This is a genomic window from uncultured Ruegeria sp. (assembly GCF_947489545.1).
In the GTDB taxonomy this organism is placed as follows: domain Bacteria; phylum Pseudomonadota; class Alphaproteobacteria; order Rhodobacterales; family Rhodobacteraceae; genus Ruegeria.
The window spans coordinates 1-13,642 of record NZ_CANLDZ010000023.1; the positions used below are offsets into that span (position 1 = coordinate 1).

At 55.7% G+C, this 13,642-nt stretch carries 11 protein-coding genes; 6 read left to right on the forward strand and 5 right to left on the reverse strand.

The genetic code is table 11. The features are described from left to right. Nucleotides 1–223 precede the first annotated feature (223 nt). The 3 genes from Q1B13_RS22745 (at nt 224) to Q1B13_RS22755 (ending at nt 4,024) form a co-directional block, all read left to right on the forward strand. Entirely contained in the window at nt 224–1,213 is a 990-nt protein-coding gene (locus Q1B13_RS22745; RefSeq protein ID WP_299084669.1) for a YeiH family protein, read from the forward strand. 71 nt (nt 1,214–1,284) lie between these two features. Continuing rightward, entirely contained in the window at nt 1,285–1,656 is a 372-nt protein-coding gene (locus tag Q1B13_RS22750) for a cupin domain-containing protein (protein ID WP_299084666.1), read from the forward strand. 193 nt (nt 1,657–1,849) lie between these two features. Continuing rightward, entirely contained in the window at nt 1,850–4,024 is a 2,175-nt protein-coding gene (locus Q1B13_RS22755; RefSeq protein WP_299084664.1) for a Tex family protein, read from the forward strand. Between the two features lie 187 nt (nt 4,025–4,211). Here Q1B13_RS22755 and Q1B13_RS22760 read toward each other — a convergent pair whose 3' ends face one another. The 3 genes from Q1B13_RS22760 to Q1B13_RS22770 all read right to left on the reverse strand — a co-directional run bounded on the left by Q1B13_RS22760 (nt 4,212) and on the right by Q1B13_RS22770 (nt 7,258). Beyond that, nucleotides 4,212–5,723: a tripartite tricarboxylate transporter permease gene (locus Q1B13_RS22760; RefSeq protein ID WP_299084661.1), complete on the reverse strand. Its 1,512-nt coding sequence runs from the start codon at nt 5,721–5,723 to the stop codon at nt 4,212–4,214. A 1-nt stretch (nt 5,724) separates the two neighbouring features. Continuing rightward, the gene (locus tag Q1B13_RS22765; RefSeq protein WP_298937480.1) at nt 5,725–6,207 is read right to left on the reverse strand and encodes a tripartite tricarboxylate transporter TctB family protein; all 483 of its coding nucleotides are present in this window, start codon (nt 6,205–6,207) and stop codon (nt 5,725–5,727) included. Nucleotides 6,208–6,274: 67 nt separating this feature from the next. Next, nucleotides 6,275–7,258, reverse strand: coding sequence for a tripartite tricarboxylate transporter substrate binding protein (locus Q1B13_RS22770; RefSeq protein ID WP_299084658.1), 984 nt, complete (start codon nt 7,256–7,258; stop codon nt 6,275–6,277). Between the two features lie 108 nt (nt 7,259–7,366). On the opposite strand from Q1B13_RS22770, the gene Q1B13_RS22775 reads away from it, so the two are divergent. Genes Q1B13_RS22775 through Q1B13_RS22785 form a run of 3 tightly spaced genes read left to right on the forward strand, consistent with a single transcriptional unit; the run spans nt 7,367 to nt 10,378 of the window. Next, a complete protein-coding gene (locus Q1B13_RS22775) occupies nt 7,367–8,035 on the forward strand; it encodes a response regulator transcription factor (protein ID WP_298937482.1) in 669 nt (222 codons plus the stop codon). Further along, the gene (locus tag Q1B13_RS22780) at nt 8,025–9,392 is read left to right on the forward strand and encodes a sensor histidine kinase (RefSeq protein ID WP_299084655.1); all 1,368 of its coding nucleotides are present in this window, start codon (nt 8,025–8,027) and stop codon (nt 9,390–9,392) included. Before Q1B13_RS22775 ends, Q1B13_RS22780 begins: the two co-directional genes overlap by 11 nt. Continuing rightward, nucleotides 9,371–10,378: an ABC transporter substrate-binding protein gene (locus tag Q1B13_RS22785; protein ID WP_298937484.1), complete on the forward strand. Its 1,008-nt coding sequence runs from the start codon at nt 9,371–9,373 to the stop codon at nt 10,376–10,378. The genes Q1B13_RS22780 and Q1B13_RS22785 overlap by 22 nt, the downstream gene beginning before the upstream one ends. Before the next feature lie 44 nt (nt 10,379–10,422). On the opposite strand, the gene Q1B13_RS22790 is transcribed toward Q1B13_RS22785, so the two are convergent. Both Q1B13_RS22790 and Q1B13_RS22795 read right to left on the reverse strand, forming a co-directional pair. Continuing rightward, a complete protein-coding gene (locus tag Q1B13_RS22790) occupies nt 10,423–11,718 on the reverse strand; it encodes an HlyD family type I secretion periplasmic adaptor subunit (protein ID WP_299084653.1) in 1,296 nt (431 codons plus the stop codon). A 20-nt stretch (nt 11,719–11,738) separates the two neighbouring features. Then, a complete protein-coding gene (locus Q1B13_RS22795; RefSeq protein WP_299084650.1) occupies nt 11,739–13,463 on the reverse strand; it encodes a type I secretion system permease/ATPase in 1,725 nt (574 codons plus the stop codon). Between the last annotated feature and the right edge of the window lie 179 nt (nt 13,464–13,642).

Sequence of the window (13,642 nt, forward strand, 5' to 3'; positions counted from 1 at the left end):
GCCGCGACGCCATGAAAAAACCCGTCGCAGTCGCAGGCGTCAGCGCAAACGACATGACACCTCAAATACAAGCGTAGTAAGGGTAATCCAACATTTACCCGGGCCGGCTTGCGGCCCGGGGTGGCCTGTGCTTTTTCGATCAGGACAGCACAAAATTCACAAAGGAAATACGATGCAGGCGTCAAATGCATCTCACTCGCCCACATCTTGGGTGCAATCATTCATGCGCAGAAATGGCCGCGGGTTTCTGGTATCCGTCGTCGTTGCTGTCGCTGCACAGTTTTTATCAGAACATTACGGAGCGCCAGCAATGCTTATGGCGCTGTTGCTGGGTATCGCGTTTCATTTTCTGGCGGAAGATGAGTCGGGTCCATGCAAAGCGGGAATTGATTTCACGGCACGCACTGTTTTGCGGTTCGGTGTCGCTTTATTAGGCGCGCGCATTTCGATCGAATTGATGATCGGCTTAGGGCCACAGTTGATCGCGGTTGTGATTGCAGGTGTCATCCTGACCATATTGTTCGGGCTTCTGGGTGCTCGGCTGCTGGGGCGCGGCTGGCGATTTGGTATTCTGACGGGCGGTTCTGTGGCAATTTGCGGAGCTTCAGCCGCCATGGCGTTGTCGGCTATTTTGCCGAAGAACGAACACTCGGAACGCAACCTGATTTTCACCGTTCTTTCGGTTACAGTATTATCGACCGTAGCGATGATTGCTTATCCGATCCTGACGGAGACCTTTGCGTTTGACGACGAGATTTCAGGTGTATTTCTGGGGGGCACAATCCACGACGTCGCCCAGGTTGTTGGTGCGGGCTTTTCGGTCTCTGACCAGACGGGTGAAGTCGCAACGATGGTCAAACTGATCCGGGTTGCAATGCTTGCGCCGGTGGTGCTGGTTATTTCTGCCCTTGTTCGACGCCACGCTGACTTCGCAGAAGAAGAAGGTAAGCGCCCGCCGATTTTGCCTATGTTTGTTGTCGGATTTCTGATTTTTGCGGCTCTCAACTCGTTCGGGGTGATCCCGGCGGTGGTTTCAGAAGCCATGGCGAGCCTGAGCCGTTGGGCATTGCTCATCTCGATTGCTGCGGTTGGAATGAAAACCTCGCTCAAGCGGATTCTGGATGTTGGAGGTCAGGCCATCGCTCTGATCGTGGCCGAAACCATCTTTATCGCATTGTTTGTGCTAGCGGGTGTCTACTACCTCCATATGTGAGCTGGCGACATCTGCCGAAGGCAACTTGTGGTGAAGAAAACGAAACTGAACTCTGATGGATTGGTGAAGCTATGAACATACATGTCATTAACCTGTTTGATGAACCGGCACGCAAAAGCGAACGGCGACTTGCCGATCTTCCAGATCGTGTGGTCGAAGGTGATCCCTATCACAAAGTTGGTCTTCACTTTACAAGTCCAGACGGGGCCATGTCAGCCGGTACCTGGACGTCGACACCCGGCAAATGGCATGCGTTCACGGACAAGGATGAGTATTGCTACATCATCACGGGTCATTGCGCGCTGATCCATGAAGACGGAACACGGCAGGACTTCCGGACGGGCGACAGCTTTATGATTCCCAATGGGTTTCGCGGGTTTTGGGAGGTTGTTGAGACGACAACAAAGCACTTTGTGATCCGCGACTGCGCCAAACAGGAGTAATCAGGTGCAAGACACGGTGGACCCCTCGGGGCCTGCGGTTAGATCCCAGATGGATTTGGGCTGTCCAACCGGACATTACCGAAAGTAGTTTCCGGCTCATATCACCAAAGTTCTAAATTGCAGCCGGGACACCCTTTCCCTCTCTGATCCGGGTGGCTAAGAAGTGCCTCCAACCACGTTTCAGGAGGTCGCATTGGACCGCATATCCCGCACCATCGCCAGCGAGATCAACGCGCGACCTGATCAGGTAGATGCAGCGGTAAAACTGTTGGACGAAGGCGCTACCGTGCCCTTTGTCGCCCGATACCGGAAGGAAATGACAGGCGGATTGGACGATACACAATTGCGCACGTTGTCCGAGCGGCTGATCTATCTGCGCGAAATGGAAGCGCGGCGTGACGCGATCCTGAAATCGATCCGAGATCAGGGCAAGATCACTGAAGATCTGACCAAAGCCATCGCGCAAGCTGACACCAAAGCGCGGTTGGAGGACATCTACCTTCCTTACAAGCCCAAGCGCCGTACCAAGGCAATGATTGCCAGGGAAAACGGGCTTGAACCTTTGGTTGACGCAGTTCTTGCAGATCGCAACGCGGACCCCGAGATTTTGGCGCAGTCATTTGTGACCGAGGCTGTGGCGACGACCAAGGACGCCTTGAACGGTGCGCGCGATATTCTGACCGAACAAATGGTGGAAAACGCGGCCCTGTTGGGTGAGCTTCGCAGTTTCATGCAGCGGGAAGCATTCCTGAGCGCGAAGGTCATTGAAGGCAAAGAACAAGAAGGGGCCAAGTTCAGCGACTACTTTGATCATTCTGAGCTGTGGTCCAAAGTACCTTCGCATCGGGCGCTGGCGATGTTGCGGGCGTCAAAAGAAGGCATCGTCACGCTGGATATCGCACCCGAACCTGAAACCGGGGCAGCGCGGGCAGAAACGATTGTGGCGGCCCATTTGCAGACACGGGGCGATGGCCCGGGCGATAAATGGCTGCGCAAAGTGGCGCGGTGGACCTGGAGGGTTAAGCTGTCGCTGTCCATGATGGTCGAGCTTATGGCGGATTTGCGAAGCCGGGCCCAGGATGAAGCGATTCAGGTGTTTTCACGGAACCTGAAAGACGTGCTGTTTGCGGCCCCCGCAGGCGCACGGCCGACGCTTGGATTGGATCCCGGTATTCGAACGGGAGTGAAGGCCGCCGTGGTTGATGCCACGGGGAAAGTTGTGGCCACGGACACTCTTTACCCGTTTCAGCCCAAAAAGGATTTGCGCGGGGCGCAAGTTGCGATCCTGAACCTGATCTCCTCGCATCAGATCGAGTTGATTGCCATCGGCAATGGCACTGCCAGCCGTGAAACTGAACGGATGGTGGCGGACACGCTTAGCATGCTTCCCAATTCCGTGAAGGCTCCGACCAAGGTTGTTGTTTCCGAGGCTGGCGCGTCGGTTTATTCGGCTTCGGAGTTGGCTGCGCGCGAGTTCCCTGACCTTGATGTCTCTTTGCGCGGTGCGGTGTCTATCGCGCGGCGGCTGCAGGACCCGTTGGCCGAATTGGTCAAAATTGAACCGAAATCCATCGGTGTCGGACAATACCAGCATGACGTTGACCAACACCGCCTGTCCCAGTCTTTGGAAACTGTAATAGAAGATGTGGTAAATGCCGTTGGCGTTGATTTGAATATGGCATCTGCACCACTACTGTCGCACGTCTCAGGTCTTGGCCCGGCGCAGGCCGAAGCCATCGTTGCGCACCGGGATATCAACGGCCCGTTTCAATCGCGCAAAGATCTTCTGAACGTCGCCCAGCTTGGCCCCCGAGCTTTTGAGCAATGTGCAGGGTTTTTACGTATTCGTGATGGGGCAGAGCCTCTGGATGCGTCGTCGGTCCACCCTGAGGCATATGATGTTGCCCGCCGGGTGGTCGCGGCCTGCGGACGCGATATCCGTCAGATCATGGGCGATGACGGGGCTTTGAACGGGCTGAGGGCAGACCAGTTCGTGGATGACACATTCGGATTGCCTACAGTAAAGGACATCTTTTCCGAGCTTGAAAAACCAGGCCGAGATCCAAGGCCGACTTTTGTGACAGCTTCCTTTACGGACGGGGTCGAAGCGATCACTGACCTCAAACCCGGAATGGTTTTGGAAGGGACCGTCACAAACGTCGCCGCCTTTGGTGCCTTTGTCGATGTCGGCGTGCATCAGGACGGTTTGGTTCATGTCAGCCAACTGGCGGACCGGTTTGTGAAAGATCCGCATGATGTGGTGAAGGCCGGTCAGGTCGTGAAAGTGCGTGTTGTCGAGGTTGATGTGCCTCGCAAACGTATCGGGCTGACTATGCGCAAGGACGGCGGGGCCGATCGCCGCAGATAGTAGGTCGAGCTTGTGTGTTAGAGTTTGAATGCATGGCGCTGCTGATCCCTTGAGTGATCAGGTCATACGCAGGGTCCCCGCTCTCGTGGCCTTCAACCTTGATGACACCTGCGCCCATCAGCTCCAGTTGGCAATGCGGGTCAGTCAGAACGTTCGTTAGATCAAGACCCGCATGCCTTAGAGTGGTTCAATCGCCATCAGCCACACCTGCCGCCCGCGCCCTAGCGCGTCGCGCACGATAGCTTGGGAGAAGGACGAGCAGCGCTGCAATCACCAAGAGACCCAGTGTCATGGGTCGTTCCCAAATAAAGGAAACCCCATCGTACAGCTGCATTGAGCGCGCAAAATTGTCCTCCATCATGCCGCCAAGGATGAACCCGATCAGCAACGGTGCCAACGGATAATCGGCAAACTTCAGCGCCGTGGCGCACACACCGAAACCAACCAGTATCAGCAACTCGGTAGCGTTGTTTTGCCCAATATAGGCGCCCATCAAGGTAAAGAACAAAATAAATGGGATCAAATAGTTACGCGGCACCGCCAGTACCTTTGCGATATATGGGATCAGCGGAAGGTTCAGGATCAACAGCACCAGATTGCCGATGAACATCGACATGATTACGGCCCAGAAGATCTGCGGCTCGTCGATCATCAGGCGCGGGCCCGGTGTGACGTTCAATGCGATCAACGCGCCGAGAAGTATGGCTGTTGTCCCCGATCCCGGTATGCCAAGTGTTAGAAGCGGCACAAACGAGCCTGTGCAGGCTGCGTTGTTGGCAGCCTCCGGAGCGGCCAGCCCCTTGATCGAACCCTTTCCGAATTCTTCCTGTTCGGCCTTTGGGGCGATGTTACGTTCGACCGCGTAGCCCAGGAAGCTGGCAATTGTTGCGCCCGCACCCGGTAATACGCCTATGAAGAACCCTTGGACAGATTGCCGACCAATAACGGGCGAGATCGCCCGAGCCTCGGCTTTGGTGATACGCAGGTCTTTGATTTCGCCGTCGTCCCCCTGAAGGTTCTTGGGCTTGAGAACAAGAAACAGGGCCTCGGGCAGTGCAAACATCGCCATTGCGAGCGTGATAAAGCCAAAGCCGGACTGCAGGTCCATGATACCCATTGTGAAGCGTGGCAGATTGAACAACGCGCCTTCGCCCACCGTGGCCATGATCAAACCCAATATGGTCATGATAAGCGCCTTGGCCACTTGGCCCGTCCCTGCAAATGCCGCAATTGCAGACAGGCCAACGACCATCAGAGCGAAGTATTCGGCCGAATGGAACAACAACGCGACTGACGACAGCGCAGGTGCAAAAACCATCAGCAATATCGCACCCAGTGTGCCGCCTGCGAAACTAGCAATGGCGGCAATGGTCAACGCTTTGCCCGCTTTGCCCTGACGCGCCATGGGGTACCCGTCGAAACTGGAGGCAACGGTGCCCGCGACCCCCGGCGCATTCAATAGGATGGACGAGGTTGATCCGCCAAAAATCGCGCCATAATACACACCTGCGAGCAAGATCAGTGCAGCAGATGGGTCGCCCATCGAGATGGCGACCGGGATCATAATGGCAATGATCGACATCGGGCCAAGACCCGGGAGCATACCGATGAATGTACCGATCAGGCACCCGGCAACGACCATCAGAAGATTTTGCAGAGAGAATGCCGTTTGCAGGCCAATCAGAAGTCCTTCAAGCATGTCAGCCTCCGAATAGGCCCGGCAGGGGGCGCATGTAGATGCCAAGAACTTCCTGGACCAGATACCAGACAGAGCCGGTTGCTATAAAAGCAACAAGCAGCATGACGTGCCACTTGCGTTCACCAAGAATGTAGGACCCGAAGAACAGGAAGGCTGAAGTCGAGATCAAAAAACCTACCGGCCGCAAGCATAGCGCGTAGACAACCATCAATGCCAGCAGCAGCAGCGCCTGACCAAGATGATACTCACCCAGCTTTCGATAATCGATATCCGCTTCTTTTGGCTCAGCTTTTTCAAAGCCCAAGAGAATAATGGTTGTTGCGACGATACCCAAAACCGACAGAACCTTGGGGAAGGTGCTTGGCCAGATGGGGTTTCGTTGCATGAACGGGGGCAAGCCGCTGTCCATGGTGAACCAGGCCGCGTAGCCATAGGTCAAACATATTCCCAGCAGAACAAGCGCGATCCAACGGTCCAGCGCCATAACTCCCCCCTTCGTTTTGTTTAGTATTCGTATGGCAGAGCGGCGGTCCGCTCTGCCAGTTGTGTCTTTAGAGGAAGCCCAGCTTCTTCATCAGATCGCCGATCTGCTGTTCCTGCTGTTCCAGGAAAGCTTTGAAGTCGTCGCCGGAATTGTGGATGTTGACCCAGCCATTCCGTGCGCGAACCTCTTCCCACTCGGGCGTGGCATACATTTCAGTGATGGCTTCCTGATACGCGACCAGCTTGTCCTCGGGCAGGCCGGGCGCTCCGAAGAAACCGCGCCAGTTTACGAAGGTTGTGTCGATACCCTGTTCTTTCATTGTCATGGCTTCGGGCGCCGCATTGACACGCTCATCCGAAGTAACGCCGATGATTTTGACCTCACCTGCATTTGACAGGTCAACGGCTTCCGAGAATCCGGTCGACAGCGCCGCAATCTCACCCGAAAGAAGAGCTGCCATGGCTTTGCCGCCTGCATCGTAGGGGATGTATTTGACGCCAAGTGCGTCTTTTCCCGCTGCCTCCATGACCATGGCCGCGACCAGGTGGTCCATGCCGCCTGGTACAGAACCGCCACCAATGGCTGTCGCCGACGGATCGGCGTCATACGCGGCAAGCAGATCATCCATCGAATTGATTGGGCTGTCTTTGCCCACAACAATCGCGGCGTAATCCCCGATAGTACCGGAAACCAGCGTCAGATCACGGAAGTTGTGTGGAAAGACACCGGTCAGCGAACGGATAACGATTGGCGTCGAGTTGACCATCAGGGTGCCGTGGTTGCTGTCGGCGTTCTCGATCAGGAACCCGATTGCTTTGCCGCCGCCGCCGCCCGACATGTTTTCGTATGACGCGGTGCCCACGATGCCTGCATTGGTCAGCGCTTCACCGGTGCCACGTGCGGTACCATCCCAGCCGCCGCCTGCGCCGCCTGGGATCAGAAAGTGGATGCTGTCCACAACCTGATGACCGTCGGCCAATGCTGGCCCAGTCAGACCAAAAGCAGCCACAGCTGCGATTAGGGCCCGACGGCCCAGTGTGAAATTCGTCATGATGTCCTCCCATTTGACAATCGGCCGATTGACGGCTCAGATTAATCCGAACCAAAACACATCAACCTGACATCAACCTGTCATGCGCAGAAAAACTGCTTGAGCCCCATGAAATTTTTACTGGTCGAAGATAATCTGGACCTCGCAAACGCGATCAGTTCGCGCATGCGATTAGACGGGCATGTCGTTGATCATGCAGCGAATTTGGGAGATGCATCCGCTTTTGTAGAAACCGAAGAGTATGATCTTATCCTGTTGGACATCATGCTGCCTGACGGGGATGGTCGTGACTTTTTGAAACAGCATCGCGCAAGTCATTTGGACACGCCTGTGATCGTTCTGACTGCGCGCAGTCAGGTTTCGGATCGAATCGGTTCGCTGGATTTGGGGGCTGATGACTATGTCACCAAACCTTTCGACCATGCCGAACTTGAAGCCCGATGCCGGGCTGTCCTGCGGCGTAAGTCAGGGATCGTGAAATCGACGATCGAGATCGGCGGGATCGTTTTTGACCCGGTCGCGGGTCATTTGCTGGTCGGGTCCGACACGGTGTCGCTGCGGAATCGCGAGTTGCGCTTGCTGGAGCTGTTTTTCAACGCGCCCGGACAGGTGTTTTCGAAACAAAAGCTGGCGGACAGGTTGTTTTCCTATGATGACAACGTGTCGGACAATGCCATCGAGGTCTATGTTGGCCGTTTGCGCAGACACCTGGAAAACTCGGACCTGAAAATCACCACACTGCGCGGGCTGGGATACAGGTTGGATCATGTCAGCTGATCTCACGGTTTCAGGGTCACTCAGGAACCGGCTTGTTCTTACACTGATTGGCGGCGCAGCGATCCTGGCGCTTCTTCTGTTCTTTGCGGTGCGCAACTATGCGGCCCGGGTGGCTCAGCAAGGTCAGGACAGTATTCTCGAGGCCTCGGTGACCTCAATCCTGGATGCAGCTGCGCTGAGGGACGGTGAGCTTGAGGTTGATATTCCTTATGCGGCATTTTCGATGCTGACGACGCCGTCCGATGACCGGGTCTTTTATGCGATTTTTCAGGACGGCAAATTTCTGTCCGGATACGATGACCTGCCCTTGGCCGACGCTCCTATTAGCGGCAAATGGGCTTTCAGATCAGGTGCCGTTCGCGGCGAAAATGTTCGGCAAGTAAACACCAGCCGAACACTTGTAGGTCTTGGAAAACAGACCGAAATCGAAGTGGCGCTTGGGCAGACCCAGGACGCGTTGTCTGAAACAATGGACCAGATTTCCCGCAATGCCGCTTATCTGGGGTTGGGTTTCTTTGCCCTTGCGACAGTACTGTCCGTTTGGGCGACATCGGCAACGATTGGGCAGCTCAACAAGCTGACAACCTCGGTCACGCGCCGCGGACCACAAGATTTAAGCCCATTCAGAAAACCTGTGCCCCGGGAAATGGCGCCTTTGGTCACATCCCTGAATTCTCTTATGGGTCGATTGGACCAATCACTCAGCCAATCGGAAGACTTCATTGCCGAGGCAGCGCATAGGGTCCGCACGCCCCTGGCAACAGTCCGGTCCTACGCGGACGCGACGCTGCAAAGGGTCGAAAAAGAAGAAAACCGCGAAGCATTGCGATCCATGGTCCGCGCAATCGACGAAAGCTCGCGCGCGGCGGGTCAACTTTTGGACCACGCCATGATCACGTTTAGGGCGGACCACCTTGAGCGCGAAGATCTTGACCTTGTCGATCTTATGGCGGAACTGGTTCAGCGTTTGACGCCGATCGCCGAAATGAAAGATCTTTCCTTATCTTTGGTGGGCGATTCCGCGGTTCAGTATTCTGGTGACCCGATCCTGATCCAGAATGCTGCGCGCAATATGATCGACAACGCACTGAAATACGCCCCGGCGGACAGCACGGTGACAATCGAAGTTGCCGCGAGCCCTTGTGTTCAGGTTAAAGTCAGTGATCAAGGTCCGGGGTTTCCACCTGATGAGATCGAAACACTGACCCGGCGATTTGAGCGTGGTCAGAATGCCACCGGAACCATTGGATCAGGTTTGGGGCTCACCATTGCGCAGGATGTGGCAACCGCGCATGGCGGAACGCTTGTTCTGATGAACCAACCCGAGGGCGGCGCATGCGTTATCTTATCTCTGTAATTCTGTGGTTGTTTCCTTGCTTCGCACTGGCGCTGGAATGGGAAGATCAACGGGTCTTTAATGAAGCAGCGCAAGGGCCTCAACTGCGCATAATATCCAGTACTGACACTGCATTGTTTGCGCCTCTGATCGAAGATTTCATTCTGGGCAACCCATCGATTTCGGTCGAGTATCTGGTGACGGGAACGGCTGACATTGACCGTCAGGTCCGGGCAACGCCCGATGCCTTTGACATTGCGATATCCAGCGCGATGGATTTGCAGCTTAAACTGGCAAATGACGGATATGCATTAGCAATAGACAGCATTGCAAACCCGGATTGGGCGCAGTGGCATGACAGTCTTTTTGCTTTCACGTCCGAGCCTGCAACAATCGTCATAAATAGCGCTGCTTTTGCTGAGGGGGCGACGCCGCAAACGCGGCAAGAGTTGATCGAGATACTTCGCGCCAGACCCGATGATTTTCGCGGAAAAGTGGGCACATACGACATTCGTCAATCAGGATTGGGATATTTGTTTGCCACTCAGGACGCCCGCGCCTCTGAGACATACTGGCGACTGATGGAGGTCTTGGGCAGCCTGGATGTACGTCTGTATTGCTGTTCCGGCGAGATGATCAACGATCTGACAGATGGGACGATTGCAGTCGCTTACAACGTACTGGGCAGCTATGCCGCAGCGCGCACGGAAGGAAAGGACGCATTTGAGATCGTGCTGCCCTCCGATTTTCAGACGACCATGATGCGCACCGCAATGGTGCTGAACGGGACGCCCGAGCCCGATGCGGCAGAGGCATTTGTTCGCCAGCTAACTGCGAAGAAGACCCGGTCTTCCACCAACGCGCCATCGCTTCCGTTGTTGGGGACTGATGATAGCGTAGATGAAAGGGCAACGATCGCTTTGGACCCGGCCTTGTTGACGTTCCTGGACAAATTGAAGAGGAAGAAGTTTCTGTCAGAGTGGGAAAATGCCGTTATTCAGCGATAGGGCTCCTATTTTGTGCCCCTTGTCACTTCGACCCGCGTTCTTGCCTATTCCCGGAACGCGCGATTGAAATAGTCGGCCATCGGTTTGATTAGATAAGACAAGGGCGTGCGCTCGTCGGTTTTGATCATCGCCTCAACAGGCATTCCGGGTAACAAAGCCTGGCCGTTCAGACGCTCGATCTGACCATCAATCGGGGCCAGCTCGGCCCGGTAGAACGTAAAACCGGTCTGTTCATCGGTGAATGTATCGGCCGACACGTTAAGAACCTGGCCGTCAATCTCTGGGGTTTCACGCTGATTGAACGCCGGGAACCTCAATGCAACAGGTTGGCCAACATGCAGCTGATCGACGTGAATGGCATCAACGCGGGCAGCAACCAGCAACGGGGTATCCTGTGGTACCACATACATCATGGGTTCGGCGGGCTGGATGACAGACTGAAGTGCAAAAACCTGACTGTCGTAAACTGTTCCGGAAACCGGCGCGCGGATATCCAGACGCGACAGCCGTTCTGCGAGGGACAGGCGTCGTTCTGACAGTTCCGAGACCTGTGTTTGCACGTCCCGCAGGGTGGTAATTGCTTCTTCGCGGCGGGTCGCCGTCAGTTCCAGGATCTGAATTTCTGTCGCCGCAATCTGGCCTCTCAGCCGGGCTACGGATGCCTCGAGGCTACCAATCTCACCGCTTAGGCTCGCTTCTTCGCGCTGTAGCGAAAGAACACGGCTGGCCTGCGTCAAACCACGGCTCAACAGGCTTTGTTGGTCTTCCAGTTCGTCCTGAATCAGCTCGACCTGACGTCGCAAGGAAACAAGTTGCGCCTTGGTTCCTTCGATCTCGCTTTCGATCTGGGCGCGCTGCTCGTTGAGTTGTTCGGTTTGCTTTGCCATGGATTCAAGCCGCGCATCAAACAGTCGTTGCTGACCGGCGATCAGGTCGGGACCAATATTATTCTCTTGCTGGACTTCAAGCAGGCGTATGCCCAGATCTTCCGAAGACGTCCCGTCGCGCTCGGCCTCCAGCCGCGCCCGGCGCGCCAAAAGTTCAAAAAGCTGTGACACAACAATGGTCTGTTCTGAAAACAGGAACGTGTCATCAAGCCGTAGCAGCAAGTCGCCACTGGTTACCACGTCACCGTCACGAACAAAGATTTCGCCCACGACGCCGCCATCGGGGTGTTCAACCACCTGCCGATTGCTTTGCACTTCGATCACACCAGACGACACAATGGCCCCGGCCAATCGTGTTTTGACGGCCCAGGCACCCAAGCCACCAACCAGAATAGCAAGCGCGGCAAAGCCGACCATGGCCGGCACCCTGATGCGCCAAACAGGGCGCGTCATTTTCTGTGTCTGATTTGCCATCACTCACCTACTACCGGGCTCAGCTTGCGCTTGATGGCGCCAGCATTCTGCACCATGGCGTTTAGAACCTCGTCACGGCTACCTGATTTCACAAGCTGGCCTTTTTCTACAACCGCCAAGTCGTCGCATTCCGAAATTGCCTGAGGTCGGTGCGTCATGATGATCGCTGATTTTCCTGCGGCTTTGAGCCCACGCACCGCGGCATTCAGGGCTTCGGTCCCATCTGCATCCAGTGCCGAGTTCGGCTCATCCAAGATCAGTAGAACCGGATCGCCATAAAGCGCCCGGGCCAATGCTATGCGCTGCTTTTGACCACCGGACAATTGACTGTCATTGCCTTCGAGAAAGGTGTCGTAGCCTTTTTCCAAAGTCAGGATCAGCTCGTGCGCATTGGCTTTCTTGGCCGCTGCAACCACTGCTTCTGGATCCGGGTTTTCGGACATACGCGCAATGTTTTCGGCAACGGTGCCGTTGAACAGGGTCACTTGTTGGGGAAGATAGCCAATGTGGCGTCCTAGATCGGTTGCATCATACTGGTCCAGCGTCGCGCCACCCAACCGAATTTCACCGGCCGCCGGAGGCCACAATCCCAACAGGGCTTTAGCCAGCGTCGTCTTTCCAGATCCGCTTTTGCCAATCACACCCAGCGCTTTGCCAGGTTCCAGGCTTAGGGTCACGTTGCGCAGCGTTGGAGTGTTTGAACCAGGTGGGATAACTGTCAGGGACTTGGCTTTGAGGTTCGCGGCAGGAACTGGCAGTTTGGTTCGTGCAACCTCAGGCGGGGTTTGGTCCAGGAATTTGTTCAACGAGGTCCAAGCAGATCGGGCACGTTCAATCACCCCCCATTGCCCGACAGCTTGTTCGACCGGCGCCAAAGCGCGACCCAGCAAGATAGACCCGGCGATCATTGCGCCCGGTGTCATCTCGTTCTGCAAGACCAGCCATGCCCCCAGCGCCAGCATTGCAGATTGCAAAAACAACCGCAGCGACTTGGTCAATGAGGTGAAGCTGCCTGTCCAGTCGCTGGCCGCGATAGTCTGGCTCAAGGCATTGGACCTTTGGCTCAGCCAGCGCAGCGTGACGTCCTCTTGCATGCCTTGCGAGCGTACGACCTCGGCCGCTTGTCTCGCGTGTTCGGAGAACGCGTTGGCCTTGGCTGATGCGGCCTGAGCCGCGGCCACTTTGCGATGGGTCAGAGCCTGGTTCAACAAGGCAATGATGACCAGCAAGGCGCCGCCTGTCACGGCAAGCCACCCCAACAGCGGGTGGAACAGAAAAATGGCGGCCAGAAAAACCGGTGTCCAGGGGATGTCCATCACTGCTAGAAAGACTGGCGACGAACACAGGTTCTGAATCGATTCAAGATCACGTAGCGCGGTTGCCGGGGCAGATCGTGCCTGCGGATACAATGAGCGGCGCAGTGTCGCGTCAAAAACGCGCTCGTCCAGATGCGACTGAAAACGCGCGCCAAACCGCGCGACGATACGGCCGCGGGCAAAATCGAGCATCGCCATCAATGCATAAAGCAGCGCAACCAGCAGGAATAGGGCGGTCAATGTCTCGACCGCGCGCGACCCGAGGACCCGGTCATACACCTGTAGCATGAACAAAGGACCCGTCAGCATCAGCAGGTTGACAAAAACGCTGAACAGAAACGCCAGGGCCAGAAAGGTGACGCCTTGATTGCGCACTTTGCGCAGCTCATGGCGCGGGGCCGTGGACATACCGGTTTCTGGTCTCAATGTTTTATTCCATACCAATCAGCACAGGCTTTGCGCCGTACCGCGTTTAGAAGGCTGGTTCAGCAATGCCAAGAATGTAATTCGTTTCGAGCAAAAAACCGCAGGTAATAAGGCCAGAAGGCGGCATCTTCTGGCCACATCAATCCTGTTGTTGGCAAGGC